General features: G+C 72.7%; 10 protein-coding genes. 5 read left to right on the top strand and 5 right to left on the bottom strand.

Features of this window, described 5'->3' with window-relative positions; genetic code table 11:
* Nucleotides 1–4 precede the first annotated feature (4 nt).
* From CU044_RS21525 to fxsT, 5 genes are all read left to right on the top strand, one after another.
* Entirely contained in the window at nucleotides 5–3,400 is a 3,396-nt protein-coding gene (locus CU044_RS21525; RefSeq protein WP_193564030.1) for an SAV_2336 N-terminal domain-related protein, read from the top strand.
* A 142-nt stretch (nucleotides 3,401–3,542) separates the two neighbouring features.
* Nucleotides 3,543–3,737, top strand: coding sequence for an FxSxx-COOH cyclophane-containing RiPP peptide (fxsA, locus tag CU044_RS21520; RefSeq protein WP_129770880.1), 195 nt, complete (start codon nucleotides 3,543–3,545; stop codon nucleotides 3,735–3,737).
* 380 nt (nucleotides 3,738–4,117) lie between these two features.
* A complete protein-coding gene (locus tag CU044_RS21515) occupies nucleotides 4,118–5,314 on the top strand; it encodes an FxsB family cyclophane-forming radical SAM/SPASM peptide maturase (protein ID WP_240045757.1) in 1,197 nt (398 codons plus the stop codon).
* The gene (locus tag CU044_RS21510) at nucleotides 5,311–6,720 is read left to right on the top strand and encodes an HEXXH motif-containing putative peptide modification protein (RefSeq protein ID WP_129770364.1); all 1,410 of its coding nucleotides are present in this window, start codon (nucleotides 5,311–5,313) and stop codon (nucleotides 6,718–6,720) included. The genes CU044_RS21515 and CU044_RS21510 overlap by 4 nt, the downstream gene beginning before the upstream one ends.
* A gap of 78 nt (nucleotides 6,721–6,798) precedes the next feature.
* Nucleotides 6,799–9,819, top strand: a complete 3,021-nt coding sequence (fxsT, locus tag CU044_RS21505; RefSeq protein ID WP_129770363.1) for an FxSxx-COOH system tetratricopeptide repeat protein — start codon at nucleotides 6,799–6,801, stop codon at nucleotides 9,817–9,819.
* Nucleotides 9,820–9,944: 125 nt separating this feature from the next.
* Here fxsT and CU044_RS21500 read toward each other — a convergent pair whose 3' ends face one another.
* The 5 genes from CU044_RS21500 to CU044_RS21480 form a co-directional block, all read right to left on the bottom strand.
* A complete protein-coding gene (locus CU044_RS21500; RefSeq protein WP_129770362.1) occupies nucleotides 9,945–13,802 on the bottom strand; it encodes a multifunctional oxoglutarate decarboxylase/oxoglutarate dehydrogenase thiamine pyrophosphate-binding subunit/dihydrolipoyllysine-residue succinyltransferase subunit in 3,858 nt (1,285 codons plus the stop codon).
* A 269-nt stretch (nucleotides 13,803–14,071) separates the two neighbouring features.
* Entirely contained in the window at nucleotides 14,072–15,127 is a 1,056-nt protein-coding gene (locus tag CU044_RS21495; protein ID WP_129770879.1) for a HAMP domain-containing sensor histidine kinase, read from the bottom strand.
* 365 nt (nucleotides 15,128–15,492) lie between these two features.
* Complete coding sequence (locus CU044_RS21490; RefSeq protein ID WP_030355662.1) at nucleotides 15,493–16,230, bottom strand: response regulator transcription factor; 738 nt, start codon at nucleotides 16,228–16,230, stop codon at nucleotides 15,493–15,495.
* A gap of 104 nt (nucleotides 16,231–16,334) precedes the next feature.
* Nucleotides 16,335–17,051 carry a spermidine synthase gene (locus CU044_RS21485; RefSeq protein WP_129770361.1) on the bottom strand — a complete coding sequence of 239 codons (717 nt, stop codon included), beginning with the start codon at nucleotides 17,049–17,051 and terminating at the stop codon, nucleotides 16,335–16,337.
* Between the two features lie 198 nt (nucleotides 17,052–17,249).
* Complete coding sequence (locus tag CU044_RS21480; protein ID WP_240045756.1) at nucleotides 17,250–18,047, bottom strand: flavin reductase family protein; 798 nt, start codon at nucleotides 18,045–18,047, stop codon at nucleotides 17,250–17,252.
* Between the last annotated feature and the right edge of the window lie 99 nt (nucleotides 18,048–18,146).

Genomic DNA, 18,146 nt, shown 5'->3' with positions numbered 1-18,146 from the left:
GCTGATGGCGGGCGGTGCGGCGGACCGTACGACGGACGACGGCCCGGCGGGCGGGCGGGCGCCGTACGGCGGCGCTCTGCTGACCGCGCTCGTCGCCCGGCTGCGCGAGGCCGGTCTCGACCCCGACGCCGAACAGATCTGCGACGCCCTCTGGCTGGCCGAGCAGACCGGACGCGGCCGGACGGCGCAGGGCCCCGGCGCGGACGGCGCGGACGGTACGGACAGCGCCGAGCGGACGCCCCCGACCGGCGCGACGGCCGTGGCACCGGCGGTCCTCACCGACCCCGTCCAGGAGACCGGGCCGGAGGACGAGCCCTCGCCGGGGCCGGACCCCGGCGAGGAGGGCGACCGCCGGATCTCGCTCTACCCCGTACCGAGCCACGGCGTGCGGCGCACGCGGTACGGGCGCGGCGCCACCGCGCTCACCCTCGGGGTGCCCGCCGCCCCCGCGCTGCCCGCCCCCCTCGAACTCCAGCGCGCGTTACGGCCACTTCAGCGCTACCGGCCCGCCGCGCCGCCGTTGCGCCGTACCCTTGACGAGGTGGCGACAGTGGAACTCAGCGCTCGGGCCGGCGGGCTGATCATCCCGGTATTCCGCGGGGTGTCGCGGGCGGACGCGCTGCTCCAGTTCGTCATGGACGCCTCGTCGTCGATGCGCGTCTGGGAGCGCCTCTTCGCGGAACTCCAGCAGATATTCGGCCAGTTGGGCGCCTTCCGCGATGTGCAGGTGCGCTATCTGCACCAAGGGCCCGACGGCGCGCCCGCCGTCAGCAGAAGCCCCGACCCGGCCGCAGCGCCGCTCAGCTCCGCCGACCGGCTCAGCGACCCGACCGGCCGCCGTGTCACCGTCGTCGTCAGCGACTGCGCGGGTCCGCTCTGGCACAGCGGACGCGCCCAGCGGCTGCTGCACCAGCTCGGCCGCCAGGCGCCCACCGCCGTACTGCAACCGCTGCCGCAGCGCATGTGGAACCGCACCCGGCTGCCCGTCTCCTACGGCGTCCTGTCCCGGGGCGAGGGGCCGGGCGGCGCGGCCGTGCTGAAGGTCGGCGGCGACGCCGCCACGGCGCCCGCCGCGCGGCCGGGAGCCCTCGCGATCCCCGTACTGCCCCCGGTCGCCGGCGCGCTCGACGCCTGGGCGCGGCTGCTGTCGGGCACCGGCGCGGGCCAGATCTCCGGCGCGGTCGCCTGGGTGCGCGCCGACCAGCCCGCGGCGCCCGTGCCGCGCCGCGGCGACCGGATGTCCTCGCTCCAGCTGGTCAGCCGGTTCCGCTCGGCCGCCTCGCCGGCCGCCGGGCAGCTGGCCGTCTATCTCGCCGCGGCCCCGCTCTATCTGCCGGTGATGCAGCTGGTGCAGCGCACGATGCTGCCCGACTCGGGCCCGTCGGAACTGGCCGAGGTGCTGCTCAGCGGACTGCTCTCGCGCAGCAAGGGCGACGGCGCGGACGACGGCCAGTGGTACGAGTTCGCGCCGGGCGTCCAGGACGCGCTGCTCGGCCCCCTGGGACGGGACGAGGCGCTGCTCGTGCTCAAACACTGCTCGGAGTACATCGAGCAGAGATTCGGCAGAGGCGGCCCCAACTTCCCGGCTCTGGCCCTGGCCCAGCTGGGCGACGGCGGTCGCGGCCCGTACCTCCCGCGCGGCGGCCTCGACGACGACGGCGCGTTCCGCGGCGAGGGCGAGACGGAGATCGAGCCGGACGGCGAGAACGGCGACGCTGTGGAGAACGGCGGGCCGGAGGGCGGCGCGCGGCGCGCCCCCGACCCCTTCGCCGAGGTCGCGGCCCGGGTGCTCGAACGGTTCATGCCGCTGCCCCCGCCGTTCGCGCCGTACGGCGGCCAGGTCCTCGCCCCGCCCACCAACGACGCGGTGGAGAGCGCCCGCGGGCTGCTGCGCCAGTTCGACTCGGACAGCATGGTGCAGTATCTGATCGACGCCGTACAACTGCTGCGCGGCGCCACCGAGCGCGAGGAACCGGCGTCCGGCTCCGACCCCGAGCTGTGGGCCGAGTTCGCCCGCTGTCTGCTGCGGCTGTGGGAGGTCCAGGGCGGCGGCGGACTGCTGCGCGAGGCCGAACGCGCCGCCCAGAAGGCCGCCGCGCACCCCCGGGCCGTACGGGAACGGGCCGTGCTCGCCAAGGTGTTGCACGCCGCGGCCGACGACCGGCGGCGGCGCGGTGACCGGCGCGCCGCGCTGGAGCTGCTGCGCCGCGCCGACCGCGAGTACACCGTCGCCTGCGCGGCGCCGGGACTGGAACCGGGCGAGGCGCTGCGGCTGACCCTGGAGCGGGTGCGCGCCCTGGAGGAGCAGTGGCGGCTGGGCGGCGACAGCGCGCTGCTGCACGGCGCGATCGGCATGCTGGAGGCGTTCGCGGACGTCTGGCCCGACCAGGAGAACCGGCCGCCCGGCCTGCCGCTGGCCCATGGACGCACGCTGCTGCGGCTGTCCGGCGCGACCGGCGACCCCGAGCAGTCCCAGGTGTACGCGGGCCAGGCGGCGCGCTCGCTGCGCAGGGCGCTCGCCCCCGGCGGCCACACCGTCGGCACACAGGCCCGGATCCTGCTCGACCTGGTGGACGCGCTGCTGCGGTCGGGCGACGGCCTGGACGAGGCGGGGACGCTCGTCGAGCAGTCGCTGGTGACCGTACGGGACGAACGGCTGCTCGCCTCGCTCAGGACGCGGGCGGGCCGGGTGCGGGTCGCCCGCTACGAACGCTCCGGCGACCCGGGCGATCTGGAGGAGGCCGCCGAGTACTTCGCCCGTGCCTCGCGCGGAGTGCCCCGTGACTCGCGGGCGCACGCGGATCTGCTCGCCGAGTGGGGCAGCACCCTGCTGAGGCGTGCGGAACGGCCGGACGGCAGCCGGTACATCGGCGCGGCGGTACGGGTGCTGCGCGACTGCCGTACGGAAACGGTGCCCGGCGTCCGGCAGGCCGACCGGCTGCTGATGCTGGGGAAGGCCCTGATGCTGCGCCACCGGCTGGGCGGCGACCGGGTGGATCTGCGGGAGGCCGAGCATCTCTTCGGACTCGCGGCCCAGGAGGCGCGCGATCCGCTGACCGCCGCCCGCTGCTGGCTGGAACTGGGCCGCTCCCACTTCGACGCGCACCGGATCCTGCACCGGCCGACCCGGCTCGACGAGGCCGCCGAGGCGTTCAGGGACGCGGCGGACTCGGCCAGGACCGCGGAGACGGAGCAGGACAGTCCGCGACAGCGGCTGGAAGCCGTGGCACTGCGCGCCGAGGCCAACCACTGGCGGGGCATGACCTACGAGGAGGCCGGAAGGCCCCGGGCCGCGCGCGAGGCGTACCGCGCGGCGCGTACGGAGTGGAGCAGGCTGCCGGACGGCGGCGGCGAGCGGGGGCGTTCGACGATGGAACGGCTGGCCGAGCTGGAGCGGTGAGGACCGGGCGCGTACGGGGTACGGAAGGGGTACGACCGGTACGACGGCACGGGCACGGCAACGGGGAGGCGTGATGGACGAGTTGGCACGGACGGCGCACACGACGGACGCCGCGCACAGGGCACACACGACGGACGCCGGCATGGCGGACGCGACGCGTACGACGTCGGGCGCGGGCGCACCGGACGGCCCCGGCGGGCTGCCGGATCTGCTGGCGCTGGACCTGGAGGCACTGCGTACCCTCGACCACCCGGTCCTCGCCGAGGTGGTGGCGGATCTGCGCGGCCGGGCCGAACAGCCCCGCGAGATGCTGTGGGGCTTCACCAACGCGTTCTGACCGGACGGATCCCGGCTCCGGCTCCGGGTCCGTCCCCGCCCCCGTCCCCGGGCCCGGACTCGCGGGTGTTTTCGGCCCGGGGCCCCTTTTGAACAGGACAACCTGTCGCGCCGCGCGTTTGCCCGCCCGGCCGTCCAGGGAACCAGGCCCGGTGTCCCTGGGACCTGTCCGGGCGATCCCCGGGCGTCCCGGACGCCGTTCAGCATCGGGGGTGTGGAGTGTCTCGACAGGCGATGCCGCGCGGGCCGACACCCGTGGCGGCACCGGTGGTCCGAGGGGCGTCCGCCGCCGCCCCCGTACGCCCCGCCGCCCCCGCCCCCGTACCCGTACCCGCACCCGCACCCGCACCCGTTCCGGCCTCCGTCCCCCCTCAACCGCCCGTGCCCTTCGGGCAGTTCATCGTCAAGGTGCACGGCCGCTGCAACCTCGCCTGCCGCTACTGCTATCTGTACGAGGGCCCCGACCGCACCTGGCGCGAGCGCCCCGCCGCCGCCCCGCCCGCCGTCCTGGACCGCGCGGCGTCCCGGATCGCCGAGCACGCCGCCACCCACGGGCTACGGGACCTCTCGCTCGTCCTGCACGGCGGTGAGCCGCTGCTCGCGGGCGCGGACCGGCTGGGCGCCTTCGCCGCACTCGTACGTGAACGGGTACCGCCCGGCAGCACCGTCCACACCACCGTGCAGACCAACGCCACCCTGCTCACCGAGGCCCGGATCGCCACCCTCGCCCGGCACGGGATACGCGTCGGCATCAGCCTCGACGGCGGCCGGGCCGCCCACAACACCCTGCGCGTCGACCACGCGGGCCGCCCCTCCTGGCCCGCGGTCTCGCGCGGCGCCCGGCTGCTCGCCGAGCACCACCCCGAGGCGTACGCGGGCATCCTCACCGTCGTCGACCCGCGCACCGACCCCGCCGAGGTGTACACGTCGCTGCTCGCGCTGCGCCCGCCCGCCCTCGATCTCCTGCTCCCGCACGGCAACTGGTCCGCCCCGCCGCCCGGTCTGCCCGCCGCCGAACCCGGCGACCGCGACCGCCCCGGCGGCCCCGGCGGTCCCGGTGACCCCGACCGCCCCACCCCGTACGGCGACTGGCTGAGCGCGGTCTTCGACCGCTGGTGGTCGGCCGGGCGCAGGGAGACCCGGATCCGGCTCTTCGAGGAGTGCCTCGCCCTGCTGCTCGGCCTGCCCGGCGCCACCGAGTCCCTGGGACTCGACCCCGTCAACGCCATCGTGATCGAGACGGACGGCTCCATCGAACAGGTCGACTCCCTGAAGTCCGCCTACGACACGGCCGCCGCCACCGGCCTCGACATCTTCCGGCACACCCTCGACGACGCCACCCGCCATCCCGCCGTCGCCGCCCGCCAGTCGGGCGCCGCGTCGCTCGCGGCCGGCTGCCGCGCCTGTCCGCTGCTCACCGTCTGCGGCGGCGGCCACTACGCCCACCGCTACCGGGCGGGGCACGGCTTCACCAACCCCTCCGTCTACTGCGCGGACCTCCAGCGGCTGATCCGCCATGTGGCCGCCGCGCTCACCGAAGCGACGGCACCGCTCCCCGGCCACGGAGGCCCCGGGTGAGCCCCGTCGTACCGGAGCCGCTGCTGCGGGAACTCGGCCGTACCGAGGGCGGATCCGAGGCGCTCGGGCTGCTCGTGCGCGACCAGCACACGCGCCGCCTCGTACTGCTGCGGGCCCTGCTCGACGCCGCGTCCGCCGCCCCCGCCGCCGTCTGCCCGCCCGGCCGGCTCGACCGGCTGCGCCAGGACTGGGCGCTGCTGGAGGCCGCCGAGCGCGCGGACAGGGCCGCCGCGCGCTCCGTCCTCCTCCATCCGCTCGCGGGACCCTGGGCGCAGCGCTGTCTGCGCGGCCTCACCGCCGTCGCCGCGCCGACCCCCGAACTCGCCGCCGATCTGGCCCACTTCAGCGCCCTCGCCGCGGCGGCGGCGATCCGCGCGGGGCTGCCCTTCGAGACACGCCTGACCGCCCCCGACGGGCTGCTCGTCCTGCCCACGCTGGGCGCGCTGCGCACCGGCCCGGGCGCATCCACGGTCCATGTCGCCCAGTCCGAAGGGGAGGTGACGTTGCGTCAGGAAAGGACGGGAGTCACCATACGGCCGGCGGAGAGCGGCGCGACCTCCGGCGACCCGCGCTGGCTGCCCGTGCTCACACTCCCCGCCGTCCTGCCGGGCGCCGCGCCCGTACCGCTGGACGACCTCGACCCGTACCGCACCGCGGGCAGCGGTCTCCAGCGGTTCGGGCTCTCCTCCGTCGCGGGCCTCGACGGGAGCGAACGCGCGGCCTGGCGGGAGGTGTGGGACGGGGTGGCGCCCATGCTCCGGACCGGCGGCGCCCACCGCACCGCCGAGACGGCCGCCCTGCTGCGCTGTCTGGTCCCGCTCTCCCCGCCGCCCGGCTCCACCTCCGCGGGCGCCGCCACCGGCCCGTCGTCCATCCGCGAGGGCGCCGCGCAGTGCAGCGGGACCCGGCGCGAGGCGTTCGGCGCGATCCTCAGCAGCAGGCCCGCCACCGCCGCCCACTTCGCGTCGACCCTCGTCCACGAACTCCAGCACACCAAGCTCGCCGCGCTCGCGGCCCTGACCCCGCTGCACCACGAGGACGCGACACCACGGCACTTCGCGCCCTGGCGCCCCGACGCCAGGCCCTTCGACGGCCTTCTCCAGGGCGCCTACTCGCACATCGCGCTCGCCGACTACTGGCAGCGCTGCGCGCTCGGTACGGACCGGCCCCCGGCCCGCGATGTGGCCTGGGCCGAACACGCCCGCTGCCAGGAGCAGGTCGGCGCGGTCCTGCCGGTGCTGGCGGCCTCCGGTGCGCTGACTCCGGAGGGCCGCGTTCTCGTCAACGAGATGATCTCCATGTACCACCGGCTCGCCGACACACCGCCGCCGCCCGGACATCTCGCCCGCGCGGTGGCGTACGTACGCACCGCGCGCATGATCTGGCGCCAAAGGAACGCAAGTTAATACGGCGCGCACCCGGATGGATTCCAGGGCCCCAGGGGTATGTTAAAAGGGCGTATGACGAAGCAGGGAGACGGTCGAATGCCCGGAGCGCGTAAGCCAGTTGGAGCAACCGGGACGCAGGCTGTCACCATCAGTTTCGCCGGTTTCAACCGGGCCTGGGCGGCCTGGATCGGGGACCGGCTCCAGCGCCGCGGCCTCTCGGTCGTCTACCAGCGGTGGGACCCGCCGGTGGAGACATCGCTGGAGGAGGGTCTTGAGGATCTGCTGCTGGCGCCAGGACCCATTCTCGTCGTCCTCAGCGACTGGTACTTCCAGCTCGGCCCGCGCAGCCACGACGAGTGGAACCGCGCCCTGCGCCAGGTGGTCGCGGCCCAGCCCGACCGGTTCGCCGCCGTCACGGTCACCACCTCGGCGCTGCCCGGCGCCACCGCCGTCTTCGCCGCCGCCGATCTGACCACCGTCGGCGCGTCGGAGGCCGAGCGGCGCGTCCTCGCCCGCCTCGGACTGCCCACCGACCCGCTGCCCGATCTCGGCGACGCGCTGTCCGGCCCGCGCTATCCCGCCGACACCCCCGACGTGTGGGGCGGGGTCCCACGCCGCAACACCCGCTTCACCGGCCGCGAGACGCTGCTCAACAACGCGTACCAGGCGCTCCAGGAAGCCGACGGAGGCGCCGGTGTGGTGACCCTGCACGGCATGTCGGGCGTCGGCAAGACCCAGCTGGCCGCCGAGTACGTGTACCGCTTCGGCGCCGAGTACGACGTGGTGTGGTGGGTCGCCGCGGACAAGCGGGTCACCTGCCGGCAGCGGCTCGCCGAACTCGCCCCGGCGCTCGGCCTGTCCACCGGTGTGGAGTACGGCGAGCGGCTGCGTGCCGCCCGGGACGCGCTGCGCCGCGGCGATCCGTACCGGCGCTGGCTGCTGGTCCTGGACGGGGCGGACGAACCCGACCAGATCTGGGACCTGGTGCCGACCGGCCCCGGCCATGTGCTGATCACGGCGCGCAACCCGGAGTGGGACGAGCACAACAGCGCCCTGATGGAGGTGCCCGTCTACGAGCGCGACGAGTCGGTCGCGTTCATCCGCCGCCGCGCCCCGCGCCTGACCCACGTGGAGGCCGGGCAGCTCGCGGAGGTCCTCGAAGACCTGCCGCTGCTGCTCGACCAGACCGCGGGCTGGCTCAACGACTCGGACATGTCGGTCGACGAGTACATCGAGCTGCTGGAGGACGGCATCGACCAGGATGTCGTACGGGTCTCCGCCGACTTCCCGCTCGCCTTCCAGACCGGCTGGTCGATACTGCTCAACAAGCTCCGCGAGACGGTCCCCGAATCCGTCGACCTGCTCCGGCTGTGCACCTTCTTCGCGCCGGGCGCCATCCCCGTACGGCTGGTGCGCGACCTGCCCGTGGACACACTCCCGGAGAAGCTGCGCGGGCTGGTCGACGATCCGGTGCGCTGGGCGCGGGCGATCAACAAGCTGCGGCAGTACGCCGTCGTACGGGCCGCCGGGGTCGGCGAGCGCGAGGTCCACGACTCGGTGCACGACGCCGGTCTCTCCGGCGTGGCGGGCGACACCCTCTACATGCACCGCATGGTCCACCAGATCGTCCACCAGGACATGCCCGAGCAGGACCACAAGGACTTCATCGAGGTGGTGCGCCGGGCGCTGGTGGCCGCCGACCCGGGCAGGCCGACCGACACCCGGCTGTGGCCCCGGTACGCGGAGATCACCCCGCATCTCAAGTGGGCCGATGTCCTGAAGAGCACCGACCCGGCGATGCACACCCTGGTCCTCAACTGCCTGCGCTACATGTATCTCTCCGGGGAGTACCGCGCGGGCATCAACCTCGGCCGGCGCGCGCTGGCGGCCTGGCGGCGGCTCCTCGGCGAGACGCACCCGAGGATCTGGGACGTCAGCTACCACTACGCCAACCTGATGCGCGCGGTCGGCGACTACGCGGGCACCGAAGCCATCGAGCGCGCCGCCGTCGACCATCTGCGCGCCGAGCGCGGCCCGAAGGACCTGGAGCATCTGCGGGCCTCCGGAGGGCTCGCCGCCGATCTGCGCGGCCTCGGCCGGTACGAGGAGGCCCTGGAGGTCTCCTCCTGGATCCTGGTCTGCTACCGCGAGTTGCTGGGCGAACAGGACTCCCGCACCCTCAACGCCCAGAACAACCTGGCCGTCTCGCTACGGCTGCTCGGCCGGTACGAGGAGTCCCTCGACCTCAACCGGCGCACGCTGGAGGCCCGTCGGCAGACACTGCGCCTGCGGCACAACTGGACCCTCTTCTCCGAGATCAACTACGCCACCGACCTGCGGCTGCTCGGCCGGTACAACGAGGCCGAATCGCTCCAGTCGCAGAGCGTGCGCGTCCACCGCATGGTGCTGGGCCGGGACAACCCCCAGACGCTGCGCGCCGAGCACAACCTCGCGCTGTGTCTGTACCGCTCGGGTGACCGCGGCAAGGCGGCCGTGCTGTTCACCCAGGTCCTGGAGAACTGCGAGCGGGTCCTCGGCGAACACGACCCGCTCACCATGATGTTCGCCGCCGGCCAGAGCTGTTTCGCCCGCGAGCACGGCGACATCGACCAGGCCAGGGACATAAGCGACAAGGTCGTCCACGGCTATCTGGCGATGCTCGGGGAAGGCCATCCGTTCGTCGCGGGTGCCCGCGCCAACCACGCACTGATCCTGCGCAATGTGGGGGAGCGGGAGCAGGCGCACGCGATGATCGAGGACGCCCTCGCCGATATGACCCGGGCCGTCGGCGAGCGGCATCCCTGGACACTGGGGTCCGCCATCAACGCCTCGGCGCTGCGCAATCTCGTGGGCGACCAGGAGGGCGCGGCCACGCTGACCGCCGACACCATCACCCGCGCCACGGAAACGCTCGGCAGGACCCATCCGCTGACACTCTCGGCCCGGATCGCGCACGCCGCGGACCTGCGGGCCCTGCGCGAGGGGCGGCGCGCCGAGAAGGTCGAGGGGGAGGCGCTGGACGACCTGGCGGCGACGCTGGGCGCGCAGCATGTCCACACCGTCGCGGCCCGGTCCCGCAACCGCCCCTACTGGGACTTCGAGCCGCCGATCGTCTGACGCCCGGAACCCGGCGTCCGGAACTCGGCGTCCGGAACTCGGCGTCCGGAAGGGCCGGGAAAGCCGGAGGGCCCGGCCCCGCGGAGATCGCGGGGCCGGGCCCTCCGGTACGTACGGCGGGTCCGTCAGGCGTCGAAGACCTCGTTGACCAGCTGCTGCTGCTCGGCCTGGTGGCGCTTGGCCGAGCCGACCGCCGGGGACGAGGAGTGCGGACGCGAGATACGGCGCAGCCGCTCGCCGTGCGGCACATCCGCGCCGACCGCCAGGTCGAGGTGGTCGATCAGGTTGAGCGCGATGAACGGCCAGGCACCCTGGTTCGCCGGCTCCTCCTGGGCCCACAGGTACTTCTCGGCGTTCGGGAACTTGGCGATCTCGGCCTGGAGTTCCGCACCCGGCAGCGGGTACAGGCGCTCCAGGCGCAGGATCGCGGTGTCCGTCACGCCGCGCTTCTGCCGCTCGGCGTCGAGGTCGTAGTAGACCTTGCCCGCGGTGAAGACGACCTTGCGCACGGCGTTCGGGTCCACGCTCGCGTCGCCGATCACCGGGCGGAAGCCGCCGGTGGTGAACTCCTCCGCCTTGGACGCCGCGGCCTTCAGACGCAGCATCGACTTCGGGGTGAAGACGACGAGCGGCTTGTGGTGCGGGTTGTGGACCTGCCAGCGCAGCAGGTGGAAGTAGTTCGACGGCAGGGTCGGCATGGCGACCGTCATGTTGTTCTGCGCGCACATCTGGAGGAAGCGCTCCGGGCGCGCGGACGAGTGGTCCGGGCCCTGGCCCTCGTAGCCGTGCGGCAGCAGCAGCGTGACGCCGGAGGTCTGGCCCCACTTCTGCTCGGCCGACGAGATGAACTCGTCCACGACCGTCTGCGCGCCGTTGACGAAGTCACCGAACTGGGCCTCCCACATGACCAGCGCGTCCGGCCTGGCCAGGGAGTAGCCGTACTCGAAGCCCATCGCCGCGTACTCGCTGAGCAGCGAGTCGTAGACGTTGTAGCGGGCCTGCTCGTCGGTGAGGTACTGGAGCGGGGTGTAGTCCTCGCCCGTGCCCTGGTCGACCAGGACCGCGTGGCGCTGGCCGAACGTACCGCGGCGGGTGTCCTGACCGGAGAGCCGCACCGGCGTGCCCTCCATCAGCAGCGAGCCGATGGCGAGGGTCTCGCCCATGCCCCAGTCGATCGTGCCGTCCTCCACCGAGGCCGCACGGCGCTGCATCTGCGGCATCAGGCGCGGGTGCACGGTGACCGTGTCGGGGATGTTGACCTGCGACTCGGCGATCCGCTTGACGACCTCCTGGGAGACCGCGGTGGTGACGGCCACCGGGAACTCCGCCTGGGCGTCCGGCACCTGGGCCGTGCCCGGGTGCGAGGTGGCCTCGCGGACCTCCGCGAAGACCTTCTCCAGCTGGCCCTGGAAGTCCTGGAGCGCCTGCTCCGCCTCTTCCAGCGTGATGTCGCCGCGGCCGATCAGCGACTCGGTGTAGAGCTTGCGCACCGAGCGCTTCTTGTCGATCAGCCGGACCATCTGCGGGTTGGTGAACTGCGGGTTGTCGCCCTCGTTGTGACCGCGGCGGCGGTAGCAGATGAGGTCGATCACGACGTCCTTGTTGAACGTCTGGCGGAACTCGAAGGCGAGCCGTCCGACGCGGACCACGGCCTCCGGGTCGTCACCGTTCACATGGATGATCGGCGCCTCGATCATGCGGGCCACGTCGGTCGCGTACATGGAGGAGCGCGACGCCTCGGGGGCGGCGGTGAAGCCGACCTGGTTGTTGATCACGATGTGGACCGTGCCGCCGGTGCGGTAGCCGCGCAGCTGCGACATGTTGAGCGTCTCGGCGACCACACCCTGGCCCGCGAAGGCCGCGTCGCCGTGCAGCGCGAGCGGCAGGACCGTGAAGTCCGTACCGCCCTTGTTGATGATGTCCTGCTTGGCGCGGACGACGCCCTCCAGGACCGGGTCCACCGCCTCCAGGTGCGAGGGGTTGGCGGTCAGCGAGACCTTGATCTGCTCGCCGTCCAGACCGGTGAAGGTGCCCTCGGCGCCCAGGTGGTACTTCACGTCGCCGGAGCCGTGCATCGACTTCGGGTCGAGGTTGCCCTCGAACTCCCGGAAGATCTGCGCGTACGACTTGCCCACGATGTTGGCGAGGACGTTCAGCCGGCCGCGGTGGGCCATGCCGATGACGACCTCGTCCAGCCGCGACTCGGCGGCGGAGTCGATGACCGCGTCGAGCAGCGGGATGACGGACTCGCCGCCCTCCAGCGAGAAGCGCTTCTGGCCGACGTACTTCGTCTGGAGGAAGGTCTCGAACGCCTCGGCCGCGTTGAGCCTGCGCAGGATCCGCAGCTGCTCCTCGCGCTCGGGCTTGGCGCGCGGGCGCTCCACCCGGTCCTGGAGCCACTTGCGCTGCTTCGGGTCCTGGATGTGCATGAACTCGATGCCGGTGGTGCGGCAGTACGACTCGCGCAGCACGCCCAGGATGTCGCGCAGCTTCATCATGGACTTGCCGGCGAAGCCGCCGACCGCGAACTCCCGCTCCAGGTCCCACAGCGTGAGCCCGTGCTCGGTGATGTCCAGGTCGGGGTGCTTGCGCTGGAGGTAGTCCAACGGGTCGGTGTCGGCCATGACATGGCCGCGGACCCGGTAGGAGTGGATCAGCTCGAAGACCCGCGCGGGCTTGGTGACGTCCTCGTCGTGCGAGGCGTCGATGTCCTTGAGCCAGCGCACCGGCTCGTACGGGATGCGCAGCGCCTGGAAGATCTCGTCGTAGAACTCGTTCTCGCCGAGCAGCAGTTGGCTGACGATCCGCAGGAACTCGCCGGACGCGGCGCCCTGGATGACGCGGTGGTCGTACGTCGAGGTCAGGGTCATGACCTTGGAGATGCCCAGCTTGTTCAGGGTGTCCTGCGACGTGCCCTGGAACTCGGCCGGGTAGTCCATGGATCCGACGCCCATGATGACCGACTGACCGGGCATCAGCCGCGGTACGGAGTGGACCGTGCCGAGGCCGCCGGGGTTGGTCAGCGAGACGGTGACGCCCGTGAAGTCGTCCATCGTCAGCTTGTTGTTGCGGGCGCGGCGGACGATGTCCTCGTACGCCTGCCAGAACTCGAAGAAGTTGAGCGTCTCGGCCTTCTTGATGCCGGCGACGACCAGCTGGCGGTCGCCGTTCGGCTTCACCAGGTCGATGGCCAGACCGAAGTTGATGTGCTCCGGCTTGACCAGGGTCGGCTTGCCGTCCCGCTCCGCGAAGGAGTGGTTCATCGACGGCATGGCCTTGATGGCCTGCACCATCGCGTACCCGATGAGGTGCGTGAAGGAGATCTTGCCGCCACGCGCGCGCTTCAGGTGGTTGTTGATGACGATGCGGTTGTCGAAGAGGAGCTTCACCGGGACCGCGCGCACGGACGTGGCCGTGGGCAGCTCCAGCGAGGCGTTCATGTTCTTCGCGACGGCGGCGGACGGGCCACGCAGCGTCACGTACTCCGGGCCCTCGGGAGCCGTGGTGGCCTCGCCGCCGGTCGCGGCGGGCCTGGCCTTCACCGGGGCGGCGGCCGCCGGGGGCTGCGCGGGAGCCGCGGGCTTCGCGGGCGCCGGGGCGGCGGCGGCGGGCTTCGCCGGCGCGGCGGGAGCCGCGGCCGGGGCCGCCGGCCGCGCCGGAGCCTGCGTCTGCGCGGGAGCCGCGGCCTTCGCCGGGGCGGGCGCCGGGGTCACTGGGGCGGTCGCCTGGGTCGTGGGCACCGCAGCCCCCGCGGCTGCGGTCGCCGCGGCCTCATCGGACCTGTCCGCCGTACCGGGAGTGCCCGGCTTGTAGTCGGCGAAGAAGTCCCACCAGGCACGGTCAACCGAATTCGGATCCTGGAGGTACTGCTGGTAGATCTCGTCGACAAGCCACTCATTGGCACCGAAGGCCGCGGCAGGGTTCTTGCCCGGCCCGTCTTCGTCGGTCGAGATGCTCGCGTTACTGGGGGACTGAGACGACACGGCGTGAACCGCCCTCTTCCGCTTCACAAGGTGATGGACAGCGGGAATCAAGGCTACGCCTACCAGGCCAGGAGGTGCAGGCCGGGCGTGCCATCGTCGTGCAAGTCACATCGGACGGCGAGTTTCAGCGTAATAAATGGCGGGAAACAAGCCAGGTTCCGTTGTGCCAGGAACGCGTGACGCTCCGGGAACGGCCGGTTCACGGCCTGTTGCTCGCCCGTCCCCGACTCCGTGCCCGGAGATCGTGCGCTTTCGCTTCGAACTCTACGTCAATGGCGGGGGCGCGGTGCTCCCGGCAGAGTGACCCGTATCAAGCAGCCGCGGGCCGATTCGGCCACTCCTATGCGCCCGCCGTGCAGATCCACGGCCCAGCGGGCGATCGCCAGGCCCAGGCCCGTGCCGCCGTCGCTGCCGGGCCCGTGCGGGTACTGCGCGGTGCCCCGGTTGAACCGCTCGAAGACGCGGTGCCGCTCCTGCTCCGGGATCCCGGGCCCCTCGTCCTGCACCTCCAGGTCCAGCGACTCGGGGCCGGTGCCGCGCCGGGCCCGTACGGTGACCCGGCCGTGCGGCGGGCTGTGCTTGACCGCGTTGTCGATGAGGTTGGCGACGACCTGGTGCAGCCGCTCCGCGTCCGCGTGCGCGGTCAGCTCGGGCGGCGAGACGTCCAGGTGGAGATGTACGTCCGTACGGGTGTGATGGCCGGAGCCGGAGATCGGCCCGCGCTGCGAGGACGCCAGATTGGCTTCCTTCAACACCCCGGAGAGGTACGGCCAGACCTCGAAGCGCCGTGACCGAAGCGGTACGACCCCGTTGTCCAACCGGGACAGATCGAGCAGCGTCTCCGTCAGCCGGCCCAGCCGCTCGGTCTGCCGCAGGGCCGTGAGCATCGTCTCGGGATCGGCGGGCGAGACCCCGTCCACGACGTTCTCCAGCACGGCGCGCAGGGCCGCGATGGGCGTGCGCAGCTCGTGCGAGACATTGGCGATCAGCTCCTTGCGGTGCCGGTCCTCGGCCTCCAGGTCGTCGGCCATGCGATTGATCGTGGACGCGAGGTCGCCCAGCTCGTCGCGGCGGTCCGCGCCGCTGACACGGCGGGTGTAGTCGCCGTGCGAGATGCCCTTCGCGACCGTGTTCATCTCATCGAGGGGCGCGGTCAGGCCGTGCGCCACGAACTGGGTGATCAGCAGCGTGGCGATCATCGAGAAGACGGTGATGAAGCGCAGCTCGGTCTCGGTGCGCAGGGCCACCATCAGCAGCCCGGTGGTGATGAAGACGGAGATGACGACGAGGGCGCCGAGCTTGGCCTTGATGGAGAAGGGCCGCAGGCCGCTGGCGTCGAGGCCGCGGGGTCCGGGGCGGAATTCCAGGGCCTGGGGGCGCCGGCCCCCGTGGCTGTCGCCGCGTTTGGCGGTCCTGGCGCTGGTCCGGGCGTCGGCCGCGGCACCGGGGCCGCCGCTGGCACTGCTGGTGGTCCACCCGTTGTTCCCGGCGGAACGGGGGCCGCGGGAGCGAGGCTTCCGGGCGGACCCGGACTGCCAGGGGAAGCCTGACCTCCAGGGGAAGCCGGGCTTCCAGGGGGAGCCGGGCTTCCGGGGGGAGCCGGAGGCGGCGGAGGACGGCGGAACGCCCCGTCCGTCGGCCCCGGTTCCGGCTCTGTCTCCGTCGGCGCCGCCGCCGTCACCCGGCCCGGTCACGGCGCCGGGGTCTCCAGCGCGTAGCCGACACCATGGACGGTACGGATACGCTCGGCGCCGATCTTCCGGCGCAGCGCCTTGATGTGGCTGTCGACCGTACGGGTCCCCGAGGCGTCCGCCCAGTCCCACACCTCGGCGAGCAGCTGCTCCCGGGAGAGCACCGCGCGCGGTGTGTTCGCCAGGCAGACCAGCAGATCGAACTCGGTGGGCGTCAGATGGACGTCGTCACCGCGCACCCGGACCCGGCGCTGCGCGTGGTCGATCTCCAGCTCGCCGAGCCGCAGGATGCCGCTTCGCGGGGTCACCGCGGCGAGCGCGGCCCGCTCCACCCGGCGCAGCAGCACATGCACCCGCGCGGCCAGCTCGCGCATCGAGAACGGCTTGGTCATGTAGTCGTCGGCGCCGACCCCGAGGCCGACCAGCATGTCGGTCTCGTCGTCGCGCGCCGTCAGCATCAGCACCGGCACCGGGCGCTGCGCCTGGACGCGACGGCAGACCTCCAGGCCGTCGAAGCCCGGCAGCATGACGTCGAGGACCATCAGGTCCGGCTGCCAGGCCTCGGCCGCGTCCACGGCCGCCGGTCCGTCCAGCGCCGTCTGCACCAGAAAACCCTCGGCCCGCAGCCGTGCGGCGATGGCGTCGACGATCGTGGCATCGTCCTCGACCACCAGGACCCGGCGCTGGGCGCCGGGCGTCGCCGCGACTCCGTTGTGGCTGGTGTGTGTCTGCTCCATCGCCCCGCCCCTGGTACGCGTTCCGCGATCCTTGTTCCGCGATCTGCATGAAGTATGCAGATCCGTGTGTGTGGAGCAGCGTAGAGGCAGCGGGAGCCTTCCGGCTACGCAGTGCGAACAGCGAGATGGACCACGTCGGGTACGCCTCGGGCAACTTGGATCTCTTCCGCCCGTACCCCGCTGAATCCGGCATTCCCCAACGCTTCGGCAAAGGCGGGAGAGGGATTCGCCGACCATACGGCGAGGACACCGCCCGGATTCAGCCGCGCCCGGCAGGCGGCCAGTCCGTCAGGCGAGTACAGGTTCCCGTTGTCCTCGGTGACGGTCCACTCGGGCCCGTTGTCGATGTCCAGGCAGAGGGCGTCGTAACGGTCCGTGGTTGTCCGCAGATACGCCACCAGATCGGTGTGCAGGATCACAACGCGCGGATCGGCGAGCGCCGCCCCGGAGATCCGCCGGAGCGGCCCGTCCCGGTGCCAGTCGATGACGGCCCGCTCGCGCTCGACGACCACGATCCGGCCCCAGCGGGGATCGGCGGCGGCGTGGGCGAGCGAGAACCCGACCCCGAGACCACCGACGAGAACAGCCGGCCGGCCCCGCTCTTCGGGCCGCTCCCCGGGCAGCGCCGCCAGGGCCGCGTCGATGAGCAGCCGCTCGGAGCGGCCGTCCGAGGTGTCCATCAGGAAGCAGCCGTTGGCGATGATTTCCAGCCGTTCACCGCGTTGGCGCAGCACGATCTCGCCGTAGGGTCCGTCGCGGCGGTCGAGGGTGACGGGATCGGGATGAGGCGCGGTCGCGGCGCCGGGTGCGGGTACGGACATGCTGGACCTTTTCGTCAGGGCGGCTGGTACCGCCTGACATCCTGCTCGCAGGGGCTGGAGCGGGACAATCCGTTTCCTCCGGACAGGGCGGTGGACATGGACCCGGGCCCGGACCGGGCCGGGCCCGGACCGGGGCTGTGATCGCCGCCCCTCGGGTGGTACCAGACGAATGTGGGATGAGTAGCGGGATTGAGCCACTCACCGGCGGCGCGGCGTGGTGCCCCCTTGTCCCTGTACATACGCACCGCCCGGCCGTGCGCGGCAGGACCCTCCCGCCGCCGCCGTCATCGCCGCGGTTTCGCTCCGGTAGGTATGGCCGCGTTCCGGACCGAGGCCGAAGTAGTGGCGGAAGTTGTAGATGAGGGGACTCCACGCGGCGGGATCGATGTGGTCGGTGCCGGGCACGACGATGTCCGGGGCCGCGTGGACCTTCCGTACCACCGCCTCGACGATCAGGAAGCGTCCCGAGACGTCGGGCTGGACCCGGTCGGCGTACGCCTCCAGCTGGAGGGGGCACTCGGCGACGCGCGGCGGCCCGACCAGGTGGGAGGGCGTGGGGGTGAAGCCGGACGCCCCGAATTTGTCCGGTTCGAAGCGGCACGCGGGTGGCTTGCTCGCCGGGACGGGGTCGCGTCCGGTGAGCGGGGCCAGCCGTTCCACGGCGGGCCACTGATCCGGAGCGGGCAGGCTGATCACCAGCTCGCGGCGGGGTCCGGGCCCGGCACTGAGATTGTGCGCGGTCTGGCCGTCGGCACCGAGCCCCAGCACCACCACCTGCCCGAGCGCCCAGGCCGATGAGATCGGGGCGAGATTGACCGAGCCGTCGTCGTTCTCGGTGGTGAGCAGGACGACGGGGGTCCCGAAGTAGAGAATGCTCGGTTCGATGACCACATGGCGGCTCTCGGCCGCCGTCGGTGGCTCCGTGACGGAGCCGGGAGGGGGATCCGTCCTGGAAGCCATCGGGGAATCCGTCAGGGTGTCCGTCGAGTTGTTCATACGGCCGACGCTAGGACGCGGACGCTTCGGCGCCGGCCGAAGGATCAGCGCTGGTCATGCGCCACGCGGCGGTCCCACGGCCGGCGATCATCCGCTGAC

Source organism: Streptomyces sp. L-9-10, from assembly GCF_004151105.1.
Classification (GTDB): domain Bacteria; phylum Actinomycetota; class Actinomycetes; order Streptomycetales; family Streptomycetaceae; genus Streptomyces.
This window is presented reverse-complemented; position numbering and strand designations above follow the sequence as displayed.

Coding starts and splice junctions, on each gene's coding strand:
- CU044_RS21525 (WP_193564030.1), top strand. CDS start 5: ATGGCGGGCGGTGCGGCGGACCGTACGACGGACGACGGCCCGGCGGGC.
- fxsA (WP_129770880.1), top strand. CDS start 3,543: ATGGCGGACGCGACGCGTACGACGTCGGGCGCGGGCGCACCGGACGGC.
- fxsT (WP_129770363.1), top strand. CDS start 6,799: ATGCCCGGAGCGCGTAAGCCAGTTGGAGCAACCGGGACGCAGGCTGTC.
- CU044_RS21490 (WP_030355662.1), bottom strand. CDS start 16,230: ATGGAGCAGACACACACCAGCCACAACGGAGTCGCGGCGACGCCCGGC.
- CU044_RS21485 (WP_129770361.1), bottom strand. CDS start 17,051: ATGTCCGTACCCGCACCCGGCGCCGCGACCGCGCCTCATCCCGATCCC.
- CU044_RS21480 (WP_240045756.1), bottom strand. CDS start 18,047: ATGAACAACTCGACGGACACCCTGACGGATTCCCCGATGGCTTCCAGG.